A 20931-nucleotide genomic window follows, 5' to 3' on the forward strand; every position below is an offset into this window, starting at 1 on the left:
AGCAAGGGTAGGGGTGGGCACCCCGTGCCCACCCTTGCTTGTTAACTACGGTTCTCTTCGTACGGATCCGGATACCCGAGCACTTCCATGATGTCGCGCTCGAACTGTTCCATCTCCTCGGCTTCCTCGTCGTGCTCGTGGTCATACCCTTGCGCGTGCAGCACGCCGTGCACGATCAGGTGCGCCGCGTGTTCCTCGACCGTTTTCTTCTGCTCGTCCGCTTCGCGCTGCAGCACGTCCGTGCACAGGATGATGTCGGCCTGGGTCGGCTCGTCCTCGCCCAGTTCCTCGCCCTCGTTATAGGCAAAGGTCAGCACGTTGGTCGCGTAATCCTTGCCGCGGTAGTCGCGGTTGAGCGTCTGCCCTTCCACGCTGTCGACAAAGCGGACCGTCAGTTCGGCCGGCCCGAGCAGGGTGGCGCGCACCCAGCGCTCCACCAGCTCGGGGGTGACGGTCGATTCGAGGCGGGCGTCCGGATACTGGACGTCCAGGTCAAGCTCATGGTTTTTTACGGACATTTCGCGTGGTGGCAGGTTTCGTGAGTGCGCCCATTTCCTGGACGGCGGTGGCTTTTTCGTACGCATCGACAATGCGGCCCACCAGTGGGTGGCGCACCACGTCGGCGCTCGAGAATTGCGTAAAGGCGATGCCGCGCACTTCTTTCAGCACGTGCATGGCGTCGACAAGGCCCGAACGCTGGGTCTTGTGCAGGTCGACCTGGGTGACGTCGCCGGTGATGACGGCCTTGCTGCCGAAGCCGATACGCGTCAGGAACATCTTCATCTGCTCGACGGTCGTGTTCTGCGCCTCGTCGAGGATGACGAAGGCGTGGTTCAGCGTGCGGCCGCGCATGTAGGCCAGCGGAGCGATCTCGATCACCTGCTTCTCGAACAGCTTTTGCGTGCGGTCGAAACCGAGCAGGTCGTACAGCGCGTCGTACAGCGGACGCAGGTAGGGATCGACCTTCTGGCTCATGTCGCCCGGCAGGAAGCCGAGGCGTTCGCCGGCTTCCACCGCCGGGCGCGTCAGGATGATGCGCTTGACGGCATCGCGCTCGAGCGCATCGACCGCGCAGGCGACGGCAAGATAGGTCTTGCCGGTACCGGCAGGGCCGATGCCGAAGCTGATGTCGTGCTCGAGCACGGCGCGCAGGTACTGGATCTGGTGCGGCGTGCGCCCGCGCAGGTCGCTGCGGCGGGTTTTCAGCATCGGACTGGTGAGTTCGGACTCGTCCGCTTCGGCGTCGGCATCAGGGGCGCTTGGCGTCCTCGCTTGCTCGCCGGCGACGGGCTCGCCATCGATCGTCGGGCGCAGGCCGGCGCGTTGCTCGACCAGGGCCAGCTGCACTTCCTCGATCGGGACGACCTTGTTGGCTACGGCATAAAAGCGTTCGAGCAGTTCGACCGCGCGCTCGGCATTCGCGCCGCTGACGATGAACTTCTCGCCGCGGCGAAACACGGTCACGTCGAGTGCCGCTGAAATCTGGCGCAGGTTTTCGTCGAGCGGACCGCACAGGTGGGCGAGCCGCGTGTTATCCATGGGCTCGGGAATGAAGTACGAAGGCTGGGATGGGTTTTGTGTTTTCAACTGGCTATGGCAATCGTATCGAGATTGGCGACGAGTTCGCCGCGCAATGAATAATCCAGGCTCTCGACCACGCGCACGTCGACCAGTTGGCCGATCAGCGCATTGCCTGAGGTGCCCGGCGCGAAAATGACCACACGGTTGCTCTCGGTGCGGCCTTGCAGTTCGGATGGATCTTTCTTGGACGGTCCCTCGACCAGGACGCGCTGGACCGTGCCGACCATGGCCGCGCTGTACTTGCGCGTGTTGCCGTCGATCAGGGCCTGCAGGCGCTGCAGCCGCGCCAGCTTGACTTCGTGCGGGGTATCGTCTTCCAGATTGGCGGCCGGCGTACCGGGGCGCTTGCTGAAGATAAAACTGAAACTGTTGTCGAAGCCGACGTCCTGCACCAGCTTCATCATGGCCTCGAAATCGCCATCGGTTTCGCCGGGGAAGCCGACGATGAAGTCCGACGAAATCGCGATGTCCGGGCGCACGGCGCGGATGCGGCGGATGATCGATTTATATTCGATGCCGGTGTAGCCGCGCTTCATGGCGCCGAGGATGCGGTCGGAGCCATGCTGCACAGGCAAATACAAGTGGTTCACCAGTTGCGGGATCTTGGCGTAGGCATCGATCAGACGCTGGGTGAATTCTTTCGGATGGCTGGTCACGAAGCGCAGGCGTTCGATGCCGGGAATGTCGGCGACGTATTCGAGCAGCAGGGCAAAGTCGGCGACATCCCCGTTTTCCATGACGCCGCGGAAGGCATTCACGTTCTGGCCGAGCAGCATGATTTCCTTGACGCCCTGGGCGGCCAGGCCGGCGACTTCGGTCAGCACATCCTCGAAGCGGCGTGACACTTCCTCGCCACGGGTATAGGGCACCACACAGTAGCTGCAATATTTACTGCAGCCTTCCATGATCGAGACGTAGGCGACCGGACCCTCGACTTTGGCGGGCGGCAAGTGGTCGAACTTTTCGATTTCGGGGAAACTGATGTCGACCTGGGCGGTGCCGCTGCTGCGGCGCTCGCGGATCATCTGGGGCAGGCGATGCAAGGTTTGCGGACCGAACACCATGTCGACGTGCGGCGCGCGCTTGACGATCGCCGCGCCTTCCTGGGATGCCACGCAGCCGCCGACACCGATGATGAGTTCAGGGCGCTGGCGCTTCAGTTCGCGCAGGCGGCCCAGGTCGGAAAACACTTTTTCCTGTGCTTTTTCGCGCACGGAGCAGGTATTAAAGAGGATGACGTCGGCATCGTCCGGTTTGTCAGTGCGAACGAGCCCGTCGGACGCGCCCAGCACATCTGCCATCTTGTCCGAGTCGTACTCGTTCATTTGGCAGCCAAAGGTTTTAATAAATACTTTTTTCTGCATGGAATGCTTTGTTGAAATGTGTGCTGACGGTTTGACAAGCCGGCAAGGCAGTTTAACGTAAATCCCTATTTGGGGACGAAATCCACGTATGGAAGGGGGACGCCACCCGCAGGCGAACGGGTTTTTAATGCCTTTTGGAATTAACCGTTGCCTTGGTCGAATCGGTTGTCAATATAATCAGATTGTTAAATTTCCAGAAAGAAGCAAAACGCGGCGACCAAGGCAGAGTCAGCGTTTGCTCAATATATTTCCTGTTGTAAATCAAAGCCTTCGGTCAAAATTCTTTTACATAAATTAACGTAAGAAATCTCTTGCGTGCGCCACAAATAATCCCCATGTGTTGAAATGCTTATGTGACAAGCTTTCCACGCGATAGCTTGATTTCCAACAATGAGTCATGTGTTCAAGACGGATGTGCAGCGTCCGTATGGGTCTGATAATTTGTTTGAAAGACAAGTGCGTTCGAGGGAGTGTAAAGCAGGGCGCATGCGCTCCGGCATTGTTCTTAAGCGAAACTTCAGACTTGTTCTGTTTAATCGTCCAGGAGCGTGTCCGGGAACTTAGTTTGACGGAAGGTAGTCATTAACAAAGTTCGTAACGGAACTATTTTAACCACACTCACGAGGTAAAAAATCATGGCACATCATGCTTTGTCTTCACAGGAAAGCTACAACCCGAACCACCTGCTCGACATTCTGCTTGGCAAAATGCAGCTGAAAAACGACGCTGCGCTGTCGCGCATGCTGGAGGTGGCCCCACCGGTCATCAGCAAGATCCGCCATCACCGTCTGCCGGTTGGCGCCTCGCTGCTGATCCGCATGCACGAAGTGACCGGCATGAGCATCCGCGACCTGCGCGACTTGATGGGCGACCGCCGCACCAAGTATCGCCTGTCCGATGCACAAGGCCGTCCAAAGCCAGAAGAAAAGGCAGCAGCCGCGGCAGCCGCCCAGCAACAGCAGCAGCAACAGCAAACGCAGAACACCGACGCTTCTTCTTCGACGTCCGGCAACTATGCGCACTAATACCGATGGCGTGGCAGCCTTCACTGCCATGCTTTCGGTCAAGCCAGGCAGCGGCCCGGCGTCTTAGGACGCCGCGCACGCTGCCTTTTTTCGCGTCCCGTCGGCATCACGCCCGCAGGACGTCATCATTTTCCGCTGTCCTTCCCCATCGGCTTGCCCGCACGCCCATCGCGTCCGGTGACTTGCCGCATCCTGCTCCGCTACGGCTGCCACCCGCCCGCAGCGATTGAGCCGTCTTAAGCAATAACGCGTCGATTATTGTATTCTCGCCGTGCCCCGCCGTCATGACTATCCTGCACGCCGGAGCTGTGCGAGCTGTCGGGCTTGCTTATTCAAAGACTAAGGACATCCCATGAAACTCTACTTCAGCCCCGGCGCATGCTCGCTGTCCCCGCATATCGTCCTGCTCGAGGCAGGCTTGGCCTTCACGAGCGAGCGCGTCGACCTGCGCGAAAAGCGCACCGCCAGCGGCGCCGACTTCCGTGCAATCAACCCGAAGGGCTATGTCCCGGCGCTCGCGCTGGACGACGGCAGCGTGCTGACCGAAGGCCCGGCGATCGTCCAGTACCTGGCCGACCTGGCGCCGGCGGCAGGGCTGCTGCCGGCCGTGGGCGATGTCGAGCGCTACAAGGTCCTCGCCTGGCTGAACTATATTTCCGCCGAGCTGCATAAAAACTTCAGCCCGCTGGTTAACCCGGCAGCAAGCGCAGACCTCCATGCGCATGCACGCAAGATGCTGGCGCTGCGCCTCGCACCTGTCGCCGAACACCTGCAGGGGCGCGAATTCCTCGGCACCGGGTTCGGCGTCGCCGATGCCTACCTGTTCACCGTGCTCGGCTGGGTAGATATCGTGAAAGTCAGCCTGGATGAATGGCCGGTGCTGCAGGCCTACCGCGGCCGCATTGCGGCCCGCCCTGCAGTTCAGCAGGCATTGCGCGAAGAAGGTCTCATTAAGTAAGCAAACAAGCGTACGCCGCCTTGTCACAGAGGGGCGGTAACATGGCCACATGACAAGCAACCGCTACATTGCCTTATTACGGGGCATCAATGTTGGCCGCGCCAAACGCGTTGCCATGGCCGACTTGCGCAAGCTGGTCGGTGAGATGGGCTATGGCGAGGTGCGAAGCGTCCTCAATAGCGGCAATCTCGTGTTCAGCGCCGACGCAGTCACGCCTGGCACGGCCGCCGCGGCGATCGAGGAGCAACTGGTGCTCAAGCTCGGCATGGTGGCCCGCGTCATTGTGCTCAGCCGCGACGAGCTGGCAACGGTGCTGGCCGAGAACAGCTTGCTGCCGGTCGCCAGCGACCACTCGCGCCTGCTGGTATTCACGCTCGCAGATGGTGCGGCGCGCGCGGCAGTCTCGCCCCTGTGCGAGCGTGACTGGGGCCTCGAAGCGCTCGCCGTGGGCCAGCGCGCCGCCTATGTCTGGTGTCCGGAAGGGGTGCTGAGCAGCGCAGCCGCGACCGCGCTTGGAAAACAGCTGGGGGACAACACGACCTCACGCAACTGGACGACGCTGTGCAAGCTGTACGCCTTGTGCAGCGAGGCAGCCCTGGCGCCGCCGGGCGCCTGAGAGCGCCTAACACAACCTCCATAGCTGCGTTGCAGCTCCTCGCCGTACCCTCGTACTGTCTTCGTCGCCGCGTCGGGCGGCCGCATCCCTTGCTCTGAAGGTTTTGTTAGGCGCTCCAGACCGGCCGGCCAGGGGTTTGCGTGCCTACTCGAACTTTTCGCTGCTGTCCCGCCGTGCCCGGTAGCCGAGCAGGACCAGGCCCACCAGCATCATCGCAAACACCTCGGGCTCCGGCAGTTCGGACATGCTCGCCGGCGGCGCCGCCATCCGGGGAGGCGCGGCTGGGCCCGGGTTGGCGATGCGCGCCTGTGAGGGGAGGGCATCGCCCGGTGCTTCCGGTACCAGCTCGATTACCTTGGCCTGTGCAGCACTGCCGATCATGAGGGCAAGCGCTGCGGCGAGTGCGAGTTTGTTCACGATGATTCCTTTCTTGCGACCGGTACGTGACACGAAAAGCTGGTACGGACAAGGATAGCAAAACGGTTTAGCGCAATGGTGTCCGATTCGTTTCGAAAAGTCGGCAAGAGAGAAGGGCAGTCGCGTGCCGGCCACACCGTCAAACAATGTGAAAGAAATGCGACAGCTGGCGACACTGACAATATTAAGGAAGCAACACTTTCGACGGCCTCCCTTGCTGCCCTGCCAACGAGTTTCCAGAAAAAGGAGAGCGAATGCTGCATTCTTTGCCAACCCTGCAACGAATTACGTTGACAGCTTTTCTAGCTATGACAGCGATCAAGAAATTTTAAGCGTCCCGTATACATCTGCGTTTTCTTTACGGGTATAGTCTCCCTATCCCTATTGCCTTAGGGCATCAAAACGATGTCGAACACACATGTTCGGCATGTCACGGCCTTCAAGAGCCGCCGCCGCTTCGAGTCGCAGTTTTCGAAAATGGCAACCGCTGTTTGCACTCGCCGTTTGCACTTTCATATACGCGCACCCAACATTTGTAGAGTACCGATAATGCCCAACTTTGCCCGACTTCAGATTGCCTTTAAGAACGTCTATGTACGCATCGCCGCAGCCGTGCTGCTCGGCGCTGCGGCGGGCGTGGCGATCTACACGGCCGACGCGCCGCAGGATCCAAGCCCGGTCGTTCATTCGCAAGACATTTCCGAGATCACGCGCCTGGCCGCACAGAAAGACAAGCTCGACTACCTGATGGTGGCTAAGCCCTTGTCCGAGTCGCCACGCTATGTGTTCAAGTTCAAGAATGCACCCGAGCTGCACGTGGTCAAGGTGCCGAGCACCTCGCACCTCTCGCTCGAGCGCGAAGTGCTGCTCAAGAACGCGATTCCCTATTCGATCGCCAAGGACGACTACCTTGCCACGCACAAGGCCGTGCTGGACGAGGGCGGCACGATGGGTTCGGCCACGGTCGACTTCCTCAAGCGCCACGCCTTCGAGATCCTGTTGATCGGCCTGATCATTTACTGCCTGAAGTTCGGCATTCCAGGCATGGGCGCGAGCGCCACCATGATCACCCCGGACAAGCTCAAGGGCAGCATGGACGACCTGATCGGCATGGAAGACATCAAGCAGGAAGTGCTGCACCTGGAAGACATGATCCGCAACCGCGACGAATACGCGTCGCACAACATCGACAAGCCGTTCAACGTCATGCTGACCGGGCCTGCCGGTACCGGTAAAACCAAGCTGGTGGGCTACCTGGCCAAGCGCCTCGACATGCCGCTGATCCAGGCCTCGGGGTCGGCGCTCGAATCGGGTTATGTCGGCGGCGGCTCGAAGGCGCTCAACGCCCTGTACCGCAAGGCCTGCGCCAAGGGCAAGTGCATCATCTTCCTCGATGAAGCGCAGAGCCTGTTCATGCCGCGCGGCCGCAGCGAAAAGAAATGGGAAGACGATACCGCCAACACCCTGCTGGGCCTGCTCGACGGCGTCAAGAGCGACAAGGGCCAGGGCGTGATCTGGGTCGTCGCCTCGAACTTCGACGACGCCTCGACCGACATGGACGAAGCGATGCTGCGCCGCTTCTCGGTGAAGATCAACTTCCGCCTGCCGAACAAGAACGAGCGCCGCGAATTGCTGCGCAGCTTCCTGTCGCGTAAAAAAGAAGGCCTGGTCGACTACAACGACCTCGACCTGGACCAGGTCGCCGAGATGACGCAGAACCTGAGCCCGGCGCTGCTGGAAACCGTGGTGGAACGCGCGTCGATGCTGTCGATCCAGGAGAAGGTGGTCATCAATACCGACCTGCTGTTCCGCGCCTACGAGCGTGCCACGATCGGCCTGACCGACCGCGCCACCACGGCCGAGAAGCACAAGCAGCGCGAGCGCATCGCCCTGCACGAGCTGGGCCACTTCTTCATGCAGATCGACCCGCACCTGCGCGCCGGTTTGAGCCTGGAAGAAGTGAAGGAAAAGTCGCACCTGCTCAAGATCAGCACCGAAGCGGTGTCGAAGATCGGCGCGCTCGGTTATGTGCTGCAGTCGGGTGAGGACATGTCGCTGCGCACCCTGGAAGAACTCGAGCGCGACGTGGTCGGCCTGTACGGCGGCATGGCGGCCGAAGAGATGTTCTACGGCGCCCGAGGCGTCTCGGTCGGCGCCCAGAACGACATCGAGAAAGTGACCAAGATGCTGAACCTGATGGTCAACCGCCTATCGATGTACTCGCGCTCGAAGATCGACTACAGCCAGCTGAAAAACGACGCCAGCGGTGAGCAGACGCTGCGCCAGATGGAAGCCAAGGCCGATGAGCTCTACAGCTACACCCTGGGCGCGATACGCGACTACCGCGCGCTGATCGAGTCGCTGAAGGACACGCTGCTCGACCAGTACGTGCTGTCGAAAGACGCCGTCTTCGCGCTGCTCGAAGAGCGCAAGGACCTGCTGCACTTCGCGCCGAAGCATGCGAACCTGAAGCTGTGCACGGAGACCGGGGAGATGGTGGCGGCGTAAGCTGGACGTTCTCGCCAAATAAAATGCCCGCTGCGCGTTGGACGCCAGCGGGCATTTTCACGTATATGGCCACCCCCTCAATGCGCGTGCTCCGCCTCCTTCAGCGTCGCGATCACATAGCGCGTCATGTTCCCCGCCAGTTCCTGCTCCCCGAGGAAAACTTTGCCACCCGTATCAGTACGCAGCAGCGCCGCTTCTTGCTCGTTGTGGGTGCGCACGACGCAGCGGATGCCGGGATTGAGCATTTTCGCCGTCTCGATCATCGTGCGCACGTGGAAGGTGTCGGGCGTGGCGATCACCATCACTGCGGCCCGCGCGATGTGGGCCTGGATCAGCACCGCCGGTTCGGCCGCATTGCCGACCACGGCCGGCTGGTCCTGGCGGCGCAGCATGTCGACCAGTTCGCGGTTCTGCTCGGCCACCACATAGGGCACGCCCTGCGCCGTCAGTTCGGCGGCGATCATCCGCCCCACGCGCCCGTAGCCGACCAGCACCACCTGCCCGGTGAGCTTCTCGTGCGGCACCGTCATCGGCAGTTCGGCCAGCGGGTCGGGATTGGCTTCGAGCTTGCGCACGGCTTCCGAATTGGCGCGCAGCCAGCGCTGCAGCGGCTCGATCGCCGTGAACAGCAGCGGATTGACCGCGATCGAAATGATCGCGCCGGCCAGGATCAGGCTCTGGCCTTCCTGCGGCATGAGCCCTAGTGAAATGCCGAGCGCCGCCAGGATGAACGAGAACTCGCCGATCTGCGCCAGGCTGGCCGACACCGTGATCGCCGTATTGAGCGGGTAGCGCAAGGCCAGTACCAGCACCATCGCCGCGATCGACTTGCCGAAGATGATCACCAGCACCACCGCCAGCACCTTCATCGGGCTTTCGACCAGCACCATCGGATCGAACAGCATGCCGACCGACACAAAAAACAGCACCGAGAATGCGTCGCGCAGCGGCAGCGACTCTTCGGCGGCGCGGTGGGAGAGGTCGGACTCGCGCAGCACCATGCCGGCGAAGAAGGCGCCCAGCGCGAACGACACCCCGAACAGTTCGGACGATCCGTAGGCGATGCCGACGGCGGCGGCAATCACGGCCAGCGTGAACAGTTCGCGCGAATTGGTCTTCGCGACTTTCCACAGGAACCAGGGGAACAGCTTGCGCCCGACGATCAGCATGAAGGCAACAAAGGCGCCCACCTGCAGCAAAGTTTTGCCAAGCGCGAGCCAGAGCGAGGTGTCGCCGCCGTCGGTCTTGCCGCCCAGGGGGCCAGCCAGCGCCGGCAGCAGCACCAGTACCAGCACCGTCACCAGGTCTTCCACCACCAGCCAGCCGACCGCGATGCGCCCGTTCATCGAATCGAGGATGCCGCGCGACTCGAGCGCGCGCAGCAGCACCACGGTACTGGCCACCGACAGCGCCAGGCCGAACACCAGTCCCGCCCCCAGGCTCCAGCCCCAGAAATGCGCCATCCCGATACCCATCGCGGTGGCGACGCCGATCTGCAGCACCGCGCCAGGCAGCGCGATCCTGCGCACGTCGAGCAGGTCGCGCAGCGAAAAGTGCAGTCCCACCCCGAACATCAGTAACATCACCCCGATCTCGGCCAGTTGCGAGGCCAGTCCCACGTCAGCCACGAAGCCCGGCGTGGCCGGCCCGATGACGATGCCGGCGGCCAGGTAGCCGACCAGGGCGGGCAGTTTCAGGCGCACGGCAAGCATGCCGAATAACAGTCCGAAGCCGAGGGCGGCAGCGATGGTGGTGATCAGGCTGAGTTCATGATGCATGCAGGACAGCTCCTTATCAAGGTGGAATCACGACAGTATAAGCGACATAGCAACCCGATCCCGAAAATAGAGGACCCCTTCCAGAGGTCAGGAGGCTCGGCCACTGCGTTGCTGGCTATAATCATTTGGATATGAACCTATCTCAGTAGGAGGGTGTCGCTGCTGGCGCGCCTGGCAAGCGGGGGCGGCGTTGCTCGTCGTAGCATGGCGCGCCATGCGTCCTCCTCGCGCCTTGCCCGCGCTTGCCAGGCATCGCCATCCGCTTCCACCATCCTACTGAGATAGGTTCGGGCCGCAGGCCACCAACATAAAAAGGAGACAGCATGAACAAGGTATTCGTGACAGGCGTCGGGATGATCCCGTTCGCCAAGCCCGGCGCCAGCGCCCCGTACCACGAGATGGCGGCCGACGCCGCTCGCGCCGCCCTGCAGGACGCGGGCATCGGCTACGAGGATGTCGAGCAGGCCTATGCCGGCTATGTGTATGGCGACTCCACCTGCGGCCAGAAGGCCCTGTACGGCGTTGGCATGACTGGCATCCCGATCGTCAACGTCAACAACAACTGCTCGACCGGCTCCACCGCCCTGTTCCTGGCGCGACAGGCGATCGCCAGCGGCGCGGCCGACTGCGTGCTGGTGCTTGGCTTCGAGCAGATGAGTCCGGGCGCGCTCGGTTCGGTCTTCACCGACCGCCCGGCGCCCTTCGACGATTTCGACGCCGTCACCGACCGCCTGGTCGGCAAACCAGAGATCCCGCTGGCGCTGCGCTACTTCGGCGGCGCGGGTCTGGCGCACATGGAGAAATACGGCACGCCGCTGGAAGCCTTTGCGCAGATCCGTGCCAAGGCCAGCCGCCACGCCGTGAACAACCCGCTGGCGCTGTTCAGGAAGGAAGTCTCGGCCCAGGACGTGCTTGACGCACCGATGATCTGGCCCGGCGTGATGACGCGCCTGATGGCCTGCCCGCCGACCTGCGGCGCGGCCGCCGCCGTGCTGGTGTCGGAAAGCTTCGCGAAAAGGCGCGGCCTGCGCAGCGACGTGTATATCGCCGCCCAGGCCATGACGACCGACCGCCCGAGCACCTTCGATGCGAACGACATGATGCGCCTGGTCGGCTACGAGATGAGCCGCGAAGCCGCCGACAAGGTCTACCAGCAATCGGGCATCGGCCCGGACGACCTCGACGTCGTCGAGCTGCACGACTGCTTCGCCCACAACGAACTGATCACCTACGAAGCGCTGGGCCTGTGCCCGGAAGGCGGCGCGGACAAATTCATCCGCGAAGGCGGCAACACCTATGGCGGCAAGGTCGTCACCAATCCCTCGGGCGGGCTGCTGTCGAAAGGCCATCCGCTGGGCGCTACCGGCCTGGCGCAGTGCTTCGAGCTGACCCACCAGCTGCGCGGCAGCGCCGGCGCGCGCCAGGTCGAGGGAGCGCGCACGGCGCTGCAGCACAACCTGGGCCTGGGCGGCGCCTGCGTCGTCACCCTGTACCAATCAACTCACCGTTCGGCGTGAGGGCGGCATGGAACTGACCCCATCCTGGATGAACCCGGAACTGGAATCCTTCCGCGACGCCGTGCGCCGTTTCGTGGCGAGCGAAGTCGTGCCGCACGGCGAGCGCTGGCGCCAACAGCAGCATGTCGACCGCGCGCTATGGGTCAAGGCCGGCGAGATGGGCCTGCTCGCCGCCGACATCCCCGAAGAGTACGGCGGCTCGGGCGGCAACTTCGCCCACATGACGGTCGTATTCGAGGAACTCGGCTACGCCGGCGACATGGCCTTTGGCCTCCATGTGCACGCCATCGTCGCGCACTATATCCTCAACCAGGGCACCGAAGAACAGAAGCACCACTACCTGCCGAAGCTCGCCAGCGGCGAGATGATCGCAGCGATCGCCATGTCGGAACCGGGCGCCGGCTCCGACCTGAAAGGCATCCGCACGACGGCCGAGAAGACCGGCGACGGTTACCTTTTGCGCGGCTCCAAGACCTTCATCTCGAACGGCTACCTGGCCGACCTGGTCCTGGTGGTGGCGAAGACCGATCCGGCCGCCGGCGCCAAGGGCATCTCCCTGATGCTGCTCGAAACCCGCGACAACCCCGGATTCCGCGTCGGGCGCATCCTCGAGAAAGTCGGGCAGAAAGGGCAGGACACTTGCGAGCTGTTCTTCGATGGCGCGCATGTGCCGCTGCCGAATGTGCTCGGCGGGGAAGAGGGCAGGGGCTTTGCCCAGCTGATGACCGAGCTGCCCTACGAGCGCACCATCCTCGGCGTGGCCGGCGTGGCGGCGATTGAGCGCGCGCTGCGCCTGACGGTCGAGCACACGAAGGAGCGCCGCGCCTTCGGCCAGGCCCTGATCGAGATGCAGAACACGCGCTTCGTGCTGGCCGAGATCAAGACCGAAGCGACGATCGCGCGCATCTTCATCGACCGCTGCGTGGAAGACATGCTGGCCGGGCGCATGGACACCGTGCGCGCCTCGATGGCGAAATACTGGATCTCGGACCTGCAATGCAAGGTGGTCGACCAGTGCGTGCAGCTCTTCGGCGGTTACGGCTACATGCTCGAATACCCGATCGCCCAGATGTACGTCGACGCCAGAGTCCAGCGCATCTACGGCGGCGCCAACGAGATCATGAAAGAGATCATCGCCCGCTCGCTGTAAACGCTGTTGTTTTTCGTAGGGTGGGCCGGGCGGCGAACCGCTCTCGAGCCCACGCCGTACGACGCATCATAAATCGAGGAATCATTCATGCCAGGCCCCCTAACCGGCATCAAAGTCATCGAAATGGTCGGCATCGGCCCTTGCCCCTTCGCCGCCATGATGCTGGCCGACATGGGCGCCGAGGTCATCCGCATCGACCGCAAAGCGAAACCCGGCGCGCCCAACCCGTTCCCCATGCTCGGCACCAAATTCGACGTGATGGCGCGCGGCCGCCGCTCGCTCGCCCTCGACCTCAAGCACCCTGCGGCGCGCGAGGTGGTGCTCACACTGGCCAGCCAGGCCGACATCCTGATCGAAGGCTTCCGTCCCGGCGTCATGGAACGCCTCGGCCTCGGCCCCGACGCGTGCATGGCGCAGAACCCGCAGCTGGTGTTCGGCCGCATCACCGGCTGGGGGCAAACCGGCCCGCTGGCCCAGGCTGCCGGGCACGACCTGAACTACGTCGCCCTGTCCGGCATGCTGCACGCCATGGGCCGCGCCAACACGCCGCCAAGCCCACCCCTGAACCTGGTCGGCGACTTCGGCGGCGGCGCCATGATGCTCGCCTTTGGCGTCGTCTGCGCCGCCCTGGAGGCGCGCGGCTCGGGCAAGGGGCAGGTGGTCGATGCCGCCATGACCGACGGCTCGGCCCTGCTGGGCGCCATGATGTACGGCCTGCGCGCGCATCGCTCCTGGAGCGACAAGCGCGAAGCGAACATGCTCGATGGCGGCGCGCCGTTCTACGACACCTATGCCTGCCTTGATGGCAAATTCCTGTCGGTCGGCGCAATCGAGCCGCAGTTCTACGCCCAGCTGCTGGAGCTCACCGGCGCGACCGACCCTGAGCTGCAAAAGCAATGGGGCCAGCAATGGGAGCAAAAACGCTGGCCGGAATTAAAAGCCAAATTCGCCACACTGTTCGCCACGCGTTCGCGCGACGAATGGTGCGCGCTGCTGGAGGGAACCGACGCCTGCGTCGCGCCGGTGCTCGACATGGCGGAGGCGCCCCTGCACCCGCACAACCGCGCACGCGACACGTTCATCGACATCGAAGGCGTGGTCCAGCCAGCGCCCGCCCCGCGCTTTTCCCGTACCCTGCCCGAGGCGGGGCAGGCGGCCGCCGCGCCGGGCGAACACAGCGCCGCCGTGCTGGCGGACTGGGGCTGGAGCCTTGAGGCAATCGAAACGCTCCAAAAGGACGGAGTCATATAGGATTGGGTCAAGGATGAGCTAAGGGCTTTGTAACGCGCTGCCATATGACCAAATTACTTGAACTCGACAGATCGAAGCGGCTGGCGCTGGGTTTTTTCCTCGGTGCCGCCTTGCTGTTCGTCCTGAGTTTATTCCTGCCCCAGACCTGGTGGACCGGCTTGTTGAAGGCGTTTTCGGAAGCGGCGATGGTCGGCGCGCTGGCCGACTGGTTTGCCGTGGTGGCCCTGTTCAAGCGCGTGCCGATCCCGATTGTGTCGCGCCACACGAATATCATTCCGAACAACAAGGTCAAGATCGCCGATAACCTGGCCCTCTTTGTGCGCGAGAAATTCCTCGACACCGAATCGATCGTCCGGCTGATCCAGAAGCACGACCCGGCGCAGAAAGTGGCCGACTGGCTCGTGAAACCCGCCAATACCGAGCACATGGGTAGCTATCTCGTGAAACTGGCGGGCTGGATGCTCGACTTTACCGAAGACTCGGCCATCCAGAATTTCATGCGCAAGGCGGTGCATACGATGGTGGGCAGCGTGGATTTGTCGAAATCCGCCGGCACCATCCTGGAAAGCCTGACGAAGGGCGGACGCCATCAGGAATTGCTGAATGAAGGGATCCGCCAGCTGGCGCAATTGCTCGATAACGGCGACACCCAATCGTATATTTCGCAAGGCATCGTCGACTGGCTGCGCGAGGAATATGCATTCATCGAGAAGATGCTGCCGTCCGAACTCATCGGCCGCAAGGGCGCGGATATTGCAGTGCGCTTGGCGTCCGGCATCCTGAGCAAGGTCGCCGCCGATCCCGAACACCCGCTGCGCGCGCGCTTCGATACCTTTACCAAGGAATTCATCGAGCGCCTGAAAGCCGACCCGGCATTTTCAAGCAAGAGCGAAGAGATCAAGCATTACCTGCTCAACGACGACACTCTCAACAATTACCTGAAGTCCCTGTGGGGCGACCTGAAGGGATGGCTCAAGCGCGACCTGGAGAGCCCCGACTCGACGCTGCGCACCCGCATGCAGGCGACGGGCACCTGGCTCGGCAAGACCCTGGCCGAAGACGCGCAACTGCGTCAGTCACTGAACGACAACCTTGAACTGGCGGCCCGCGCGGCCGCACCGGAATTCGCCGTCTATCTCACCCGGCACATCGCCGACACGGTGAAAAACTGGGACAGCGCCGAGATGTCGGAACAGATCGAACTCAATATCGGCAAGGACCTGCAATTCATCCGCATCAATGGCACGATTGTCGGTGGCCTGATTGGAGTAATCTTGTATCTGCTGTCGTCCCTGCCGGGGATGTTGTGAATGGCTTCATAGGACGCTTCACGGAGGAAGTACATGGAACAGGCAATGGGACAGACACTGAACGCATGGCTGGCCGCACACCCGGAAATCGAAGCGCTGCCCGGACGCGATTTGTTCATCGTCGCGCGCTACCTCATTCCGATGGAAGCGACCCTGATGCAGGGCTGCCTTGAAGCGTCGGGCATCCCGGCGGTACTGGCTGACGCCCACCTGATGCAAACGGATTTGCTGCTGGCACCCGCGCTGGGCGGCGTGCGCATCCTGGTGCCGGCGCCGTATGTCCAGCAGGCGCAGGCCGTGATCGAGGCGTTCGGGCGGGGGGAATTCGCACTGGATGAAGACGCCGACGTATAAATGCAAAAGCCGCCGGCTCTTGCGAACGGGCGGCCTGTGCAATTCTGGTGGTGATAGGTGGACTTGAACCACCGACCCCAGCATTATGAGTGCTGTGCTCTAACCAACTGAGCTATATCACCGAAACTTGCCTGTAAAGCAAAATGGCCCGACTCGTGTGAGCCAAGCCATTTGCCTGGAATCCTGTGGTGGTGATAGGTGGACTTGAACCACCGACCCCAGCATTATGAGTGCTGTGCTCTAACCAACTGAGCTATATCACCAAGAGAACGCTATTATCCAAGGCGTGGCGCGTTGTGTCAAGGCTGTGTACGTCGGGCAAGCGCAGTTTTTCATGGCGGTGTTACGCAGTTGCTATTCCTGCAAGCCCTGCAAGTGTCCCAGGATTTCCCCCGCCGGGTCGCGCCCAAGGAAGTCGACCACGATCCGGCCAGGCATCGCGCGCAGCCAGGTCAGCTGGCGTTTGGCGAGCTGGCGCGTGGCGATGATGCCGGTCTCGCGCAGTGCCGCGCGGTCGATGTTCCCGTCCAGGTAGTCCCAGGCCTGGCGATAGCCGACGCAGCGCATCGACGGCAAGTTCGGTGACAGGTCGCCGCGGGCGCGCAGGCGCGCCACTTCCGCCACGATGCCTTCGTCGTCCGAGTCGCCCAGCATCTGGTCGAAGCGCAGGGCGATCCGCTTGTGCAGCACGCTGCGGTCCGGCGTCTCGAGCGCAAAGGACACCAGCTCGAACGGCAGCTCGGGCTTCGCGCGCAGTGCCAGCAGTGCCGACATGGGTTTGCCGGTCAACGCGATGATTTCCAGCGCCCGGTTGATGCGCTGGGCGTCGTTCGGCGCCAGCCGTTCGGCGGTGACCGGGTCGAGCGCGCGCAGCTTCGCATGCATGCCCGGCCAGCCGATGCGTGCCGCTTCTTCGTCGAGCGCGGCGCGCACGCCAGGGTCCGCGGTCGGCAGGTCATCGAGCCCGTCGGTCAGCCCCTTGAAATACATCATCGTGCCGCCGACCAGCAGCGGCAGGCTGCCGCGCGCGCTGATCTCGGCCACCAGGCGCAGCGTGTCATTCCGGAACTGCATCACCGAGTAGGCATCGAGCGGGTCGATGATGTCGATCAGGTGGTGCGGCGCGCTCGCCAGTTCCTCCGCGTTGGGCTTGGCGGTGCCGATGTCCATCTCGCGGTAGACCAGTGCCGAGTCGACCGAGATGATTTCGACCGGGCGCTCGCGCGCGATCCTGAGCGCCGCCGCCGTCTTGCCCGAGGCGGTCGGGCCCATGATCGCCACCGCCAATGGCTTGGCGCCTGTTGCCTTGTCCGTCATCTTATTGACCGCGCAGGAACAGTTTGTCGAGCGCGGAAATCTCGAGCTGGACCCAGGTCGGGCGGCCGTGGTTGCACTGGTCGGCGCGTTCGGTGCCTTCCATCTGGCGCAGCAGGGCGTTCATTTCAGGGATCGTCAGGATGCGGTTGGCGCGCACCGCCGTATGGCAGGCAAGGGTGCCGAGCAATTCGTTGCGGCGTTCGATCAGCACGCGCGAGCCGCCGAATTCGCGCACGTCGCGCAGCACATCGCGCGCCAGCGTCTGGGCGTCGGCATTCCGGAGCAGCGTCGGCACCGCGCGCACGGCAAGGGTGGTCGGCGACAGCGCGGCGATGTCGAAGCCGAGTGCCTTCAGGGTGTCCTGGTGGTCGGTGGCGGTGGCCACCTCGATCGCATCGGCGAAGAAGGTTACCGGGATCAGCATGGCCTGCACCTGCATGTCCTGGCCCTCGACCTGGGCGTCGAGCGCGTTTTTCAGCTGCTCGTACAGGATGCGCTCGTGCGCCGCATGCATGTCGACCAGCACCAGGCCCTTCGTGTTCTGCGCCAGGATGTAAATGCCGTGCAGCTGGGCCAGGGCGAAGCCGAGCGGGAAGTCGTCGTTGCCCGGTGCGCTGGACGGCACCGGCATCGGCATGGCGGCGCTCGACAAAGGCGACCGCTCGGCACCGCCGGCAAACAGGGCGCCATAGTTCGCGGTGCTTTGCGCGACGCCTGGCGTGTCCGGGGCGTCCCAGCGGCTGCCGGCCGGGAAGGGCGACGGCGAGAAGGTTTGCGTGAGCTGGGCGCCGAACCCGGTCTGCTCGTGCGGCCGGCGCCAGTCGGCGGAGGACGACGACCCTGCGATCTCGCCTGCCGTCAGGGGTGCCGGCACGCTGCCGTGCGCCGTGGCCGAGGTCTGGGCCAGGGTGCGCTGCACCGCGTGGAACACGAACTGGTGCACCGCGCGGCTATCGCGGAAGCGCACCTCGATTTTCGACGGGTGCACGTTCACGTCCACCAGCGCCGGGTCGAGGTCGAGCGCCAGCACGTAGGAGGGAAAGCGGTCGCCGTGCAGCACGTCCTGGTAGGCCGCGCGCACCGCGTGCACCAGCAGCTTGTCGCGCACGTAGCGCCCGTTCACGTAGAAGAACTGGCCGTCGGCGCGCGCTTTCGAGGCCGTCGGCAGGCCGGCATAGCCGTGCAGGCGCAAGGGGCCGGCGGATTCGTCGATGGCGAGCCGCGCTTCGGCGAAGTCGGTCCCCAGGATCTGGCTGCTGCGGCGCGCCATCTCGCACACGTTCCAGTGGTCGATGGTGCGGCCGTTGTGGGTCAGGCTGAACGCCACGTCGGGGCGGGCCAGCGCGATGCGGCGCACGACTTCGGCGCAGTGGCCGTATTCGGTCTGTTCGCTTTTCAGGAATTTGCGGCGCGCCGGCGTGTTGAAGTACAGGTCCTGGACGTTGATCGTGGTGCCGCAGGGGCCGGACGAGGGCGCCACCGTGCCCAGGTGCGAGCCGACGATTTCCCAGGCGTGCGGCGCGTCGGCCGTGCGCGAGGTGATGGAGACGGCCGCCACCGAGGCGATCGAGGCCAGCGCCTCGCCGCGGAAGCCCAGCGTCGCCACGTTTTCGAGGTCGGTCAGCGAGGCGATTTTCGAGGTCGCATGGCGCGCCAGGGCGAGCGGCATCTCGTCGGGCGCGATGCCGCGGCCGTTGTCGGTGATCGCAATGCGCTTGACGCCGCCTTCTTCCAGGCGGACCGTGATTTGCGTTGCGCCCGCATCGAGCGCGTTTTCCAGCAACTCCTTGACGACGGCCGAGGGCCGCTCGACCACCTCGCCCGCGGCAATCTGCGAGATGAGCTGGTCGTTCAGTTGCTGGATGGGGCGGTGGGTAGGGACGGGCGCGTTCATGCGATGATTATATCCCGCGCCGAAAGGGGTGAACGCCCCGGCTTCCCGTTCTTATTTTGCTTCACGCACCGGAATCGGCGCATTGCACAGGTCGATATGACCGGCCGCCACCTTGGTCCACGGCCCGCCGCGGTTGCGCTGGGCTTCCACCACTTTCTGGTACGTTGCGCTCTCGGTGCGCATGATTTCGAACTTGCTGCGCTCGCCTTCCGGCACGTCGGCGGCCACACGGAAGGCCTTGATCGGAATCTGCATCTCGGGCTTGTCGAAGAAGCCCATCGGCGCCGGGCCGCGCGGCACGGTCGAGAGCAGCGGCATGCCCGAGATGACGCGCCCGACCACGGTGATGTTGCGGTCGAGGTGGCGCGGCGACTGGCCGCTGACGACGTACAGGGCCGTGCCGCCGCCGCTGTCGGACTCGCTGTCGCGGCCCACGCCGACCATCCCGTAGCAATGGGCGAGCCAGGTTTCGCCCTTTTTCGGGTCGCGCCCGACCGGGAAACCGTTCGAGTGGCCCACCTGCGGCGCGTAGCCGTCCACGTCCTTCAGGCGGGTGAAAGCGGTGTCGTTCTTCAGCGGCACCGTGAACTCTGCCGGCAGTTTGGCTTTCGCATTTTTGATCGGTTTCGGATTCTTTTCGTCCGGGTCGCCCCACTGCACCACGAAATTGTCTTGCGAGCGGATGATGGCGAGGCCGTCGAAATAGCCTTCGCGCGCCAGCGCCTTGATGTTGCGGGCGTGGTTCGGCGCGAAGGTTGGCGCCAGCTCGATGACGACGCGCCCGCCTGGGAGGTCCATGTACAGGGTATTGTCCAGGTCGAGCGCGCGCCAGTCGGCCGCTTTCGATTCCTTGACGATATCGCCGACGCTCGGTTTGGGCGGCAGCGGTTTCGGTTCCGCCGCGTAGGCGCTGCTGCCGGCCAGGGCCAGGGCCATGACCAGACCCACCTGTACTGCCATGTTCGCTGCCTTCATCTCCACTCCTGATTATGAATATTCATTAATTGTAATCGGGAAAATTCCTGTGCTTCGGAAATTCACGCTGGCCGAGGCATTGCGAGGCGTCTTGTCAGAGCGGCAGGGGGTAGGATGGACTGATGGTATGATTCGGGGTTACCGATTAGGAAAATTATGGATCTGATGCAATTTTTCGACATGATTCTCCATGTCGATAAGACATTGGGCATGTTGCTCGCCCAATACGGCATTTACGTCTACATTGTCCTGTTCGCCATCGTGTTCTGTGAAACGGGCCTGGTGGTCTTCTTCATCCTCCCGGGTGACACCCTCCTGTTCATCGCCGGCGCCTTCTGCGCCACGGGTCAGATGAACTATCCGCTGCTGATGGCGCTGCTCATCGTTGCCGCGATCGCGGGCAATACCCTGAATTTTCATATCGGCGGGGCCGTCGGCCATCGCATGTTCACCCACAATTATCGGTGGATCAACAAGGATGCGCTGCACCGTACCCACGATTTCTTCGAAAAGCATGGCGGCAAGACCATCATCCTGGCGCGCTTCGTGCCGGTGGTGCGCAGCTTCGCGCCGTTCGTGGCCGGTGTGTCGGACATGACCCACTGGCGTTTCCAGCTCTTTAACGTGACGGGCGCCGTGTTGTGGGTAACGAGCCTGGTCACCGCCGGCTACTTTTTTGGCAATAGCCCGATCGTGCGCAACCACCTGACCCTGATCGTGCTGGTAGGCGTGAGCCTGGCACTCGGGCCGCTCGCCATCGGCGGGCTGTACAAGGTCGGGCGCCGGATGCTCAGCCGCTGATGTCGCGACGATAACTTCCTTGTCTTCTTGAACAGCGCGCCGGATTTATCCGGCGCGTTTGCATTTGTAAGCTCAAGTTTCGATGGATAAGCGTCGTTAAGGCAGGGAGCGTCCA

Annotated in this window: 18 protein-coding genes and 2 tRNA genes; 10 read left to right on the top strand and 10 right to left on the bottom strand. The window is 63.1% G+C overall.

All coding sequences use genetic code 11. The features are described from left to right. Positions 1 to 41 precede the first annotated feature (41 nt). From ybeY to miaB, 3 genes are read right to left on the bottom strand one after another with little or no spacing between them, the layout of a single operon-like run. Positions 42 to 518 (bottom strand): rRNA maturation RNase YbeY, encoded by a 477-nt coding sequence (ybeY, locus tag ACFPN5_RS15740; protein ID WP_379784704.1) that lies wholly within the window; start codon positions 516 to 518, stop codon positions 42 to 44. Next, positions 499 to 1587, bottom strand: a complete 1089-nt coding sequence (locus ACFPN5_RS15745; RefSeq protein ID WP_379784705.1) for a PhoH family protein — start codon at positions 1585 to 1587, stop codon at positions 499 to 501. The genes ybeY and ACFPN5_RS15745 overlap by 20 nt, the downstream gene beginning before the upstream one ends. Beyond that, the gene (gene miaB / locus ACFPN5_RS15750; protein WP_379784706.1) at positions 1584 to 2945 is read right to left on the bottom strand and encodes a tRNA (N6-isopentenyl adenosine(37)-C2)-methylthiotransferase MiaB; all 1362 of its coding nucleotides are present in this window, start codon (positions 2943 to 2945) and stop codon (positions 1584 to 1586) included. The genes ACFPN5_RS15745 and miaB overlap by 4 nt, the downstream gene beginning before the upstream one ends. Before the next feature lie 635 nt (positions 2946 to 3580). On the opposite strand from miaB, the gene ACFPN5_RS15755 reads away from it, so the two are divergent. The 3 genes from ACFPN5_RS15755 to ACFPN5_RS15765 all read left to right on the top strand — a co-directional run bounded on the left by ACFPN5_RS15755 (position 3581) and on the right by ACFPN5_RS15765 (position 5544). Next, positions 3581 to 3970 carry a hypothetical protein gene (locus ACFPN5_RS15755; protein WP_379784707.1) on the top strand — a complete coding sequence of 130 codons (390 nt, stop codon included), beginning with the start codon at positions 3581 to 3583 and terminating at the stop codon, positions 3968 to 3970. A gap of 352 nt (positions 3971 to 4322) precedes the next feature. Then, complete coding sequence (gene gstA / locus ACFPN5_RS15760; RefSeq protein WP_379784708.1) at positions 4323 to 4928, top strand: glutathione transferase GstA; 606 nt, start codon at positions 4323 to 4325, stop codon at positions 4926 to 4928. 49 nt (positions 4929 to 4977) lie between these two features. Next, positions 4978 to 5544 carry a DUF1697 domain-containing protein gene (locus ACFPN5_RS15765; RefSeq protein WP_379784709.1) on the top strand — a complete coding sequence of 189 codons (567 nt, stop codon included), beginning with the start codon at positions 4978 to 4980 and terminating at the stop codon, positions 5542 to 5544. A 144-nt stretch (positions 5545 to 5688) separates the two neighbouring features. Here ACFPN5_RS15765 and ACFPN5_RS15770 read toward each other — a convergent pair whose 3' ends face one another. Next, positions 5689 to 5961, bottom strand: coding sequence for a PEP-CTERM sorting domain-containing protein (locus tag ACFPN5_RS15770; RefSeq protein ID WP_379784710.1), 273 nt, complete (start codon positions 5959 to 5961; stop codon positions 5689 to 5691). Positions 5962 to 6510: 549 nt separating this feature from the next. Here ACFPN5_RS15770 and ACFPN5_RS15775 point away from each other — a divergent pair. Beyond that, positions 6511 to 8469 (top strand): AAA family ATPase, encoded by a 1959-nt coding sequence (locus tag ACFPN5_RS15775; RefSeq protein WP_379784711.1) that lies wholly within the window; start codon positions 6511 to 6513, stop codon positions 8467 to 8469. A gap of 77 nt (positions 8470 to 8546) precedes the next feature. On the opposite strand, the gene ACFPN5_RS15780 is transcribed toward ACFPN5_RS15775, so the two are convergent. Continuing rightward, entirely contained in the window at positions 8547 to 10247 is a 1701-nt protein-coding gene (locus tag ACFPN5_RS15780; protein ID WP_379784712.1) for a cation:proton antiporter domain-containing protein, read from the bottom strand. A gap of 323 nt (positions 10248 to 10570) precedes the next feature. Here ACFPN5_RS15780 and ACFPN5_RS15785 point away from each other — a divergent pair, with 323 nt between their 5' ends. From ACFPN5_RS15785 to ACFPN5_RS15805, 5 genes are all read left to right on the top strand, one after another. Beyond that, positions 10571 to 11764 carry a lipid-transfer protein gene (locus tag ACFPN5_RS15785; RefSeq protein ID WP_379784713.1) on the top strand — a complete coding sequence of 398 codons (1194 nt, stop codon included), beginning with the start codon at positions 10571 to 10573 and terminating at the stop codon, positions 11762 to 11764. A 7-nt stretch (positions 11765 to 11771) separates the two neighbouring features. Beyond that, complete coding sequence (locus tag ACFPN5_RS15790; protein ID WP_379784714.1) at positions 11772 to 12914, top strand: acyl-CoA dehydrogenase family protein; 1143 nt, start codon at positions 11772 to 11774, stop codon at positions 12912 to 12914. Positions 12915 to 13001: 87 nt separating this feature from the next. Then, positions 13002 to 14165: a CaiB/BaiF CoA transferase family protein gene (locus tag ACFPN5_RS15795; RefSeq protein WP_379784715.1), complete on the top strand. Its 1164-nt coding sequence runs from the start codon at positions 13002 to 13004 to the stop codon at positions 14163 to 14165. A 44-nt stretch (positions 14166 to 14209) separates the two neighbouring features. Then, complete coding sequence (locus tag ACFPN5_RS15800) at positions 14210 to 15475, top strand: DUF445 domain-containing protein (protein ID WP_379784716.1); 1266 nt, start codon at positions 14210 to 14212, stop codon at positions 15473 to 15475. 45 nt (positions 15476 to 15520) lie between these two features. Then, a complete protein-coding gene (locus ACFPN5_RS15805; protein ID WP_379784717.1) occupies positions 15521 to 15829 on the top strand; it encodes a putative signal transducing protein in 309 nt (102 codons plus the stop codon). Positions 15830 to 15874: 45 nt separating this feature from the next. Here the strand turns inward: ACFPN5_RS15805 and ACFPN5_RS15810 are convergent. The 5 genes from ACFPN5_RS15810 to ACFPN5_RS15830 all read right to left on the bottom strand — a co-directional run bounded on the left by ACFPN5_RS15810 (position 15875) and on the right by ACFPN5_RS15830 (position 20015). Then, positions 15875 to 15951 (bottom strand) — tRNA-Met (locus ACFPN5_RS15810). Between the two features lie 64 nt (positions 15952 to 16015). Next, a tRNA-Met gene (locus ACFPN5_RS15815) sits at positions 16016 to 16092 on the bottom strand. A 91-nt stretch (positions 16093 to 16183) separates the two neighbouring features. Further along, positions 16184 to 17146, bottom strand: a complete 963-nt coding sequence (miaA, locus tag ACFPN5_RS15820; RefSeq protein ID WP_379784718.1) for a tRNA (adenosine(37)-N6)-dimethylallyltransferase MiaA — start codon at positions 17144 to 17146, stop codon at positions 16184 to 16186. 1 nt (position 17147) lies between these two features. Beyond that, positions 17148 to 19040: a DNA mismatch repair endonuclease MutL gene (mutL, locus tag ACFPN5_RS15825; protein WP_379784719.1), complete on the bottom strand. Its 1893-nt coding sequence runs from the start codon at positions 19038 to 19040 to the stop codon at positions 17148 to 17150. A 51-nt stretch (positions 19041 to 19091) separates the two neighbouring features. Next, on the bottom strand, positions 19092 to 20015 hold the full coding sequence (locus tag ACFPN5_RS15830; RefSeq protein ID WP_379784720.1) for a peptidylprolyl isomerase: 924 nt from the start codon (positions 20013 to 20015) through the stop codon (positions 19092 to 19094). A 156-nt stretch (positions 20016 to 20171) separates the two neighbouring features. Here ACFPN5_RS15830 and ACFPN5_RS15835 point away from each other — a divergent pair, with 156 nt between their 5' ends. Next, positions 20172 to 20816, top strand: a complete 645-nt coding sequence (locus ACFPN5_RS15835; protein WP_379784721.1) for a VTT domain-containing protein — start codon at positions 20172 to 20174, stop codon at positions 20814 to 20816. The last annotated feature ends 115 nt before the right edge of the window (positions 20817 to 20931 follow it).

Source organism: Massilia niabensis (assembly GCF_042655085.1).
GTDB lineage: Bacteria > Pseudomonadota > Gammaproteobacteria > Burkholderiales > Burkholderiaceae_D > Telluria > Telluria niabensis.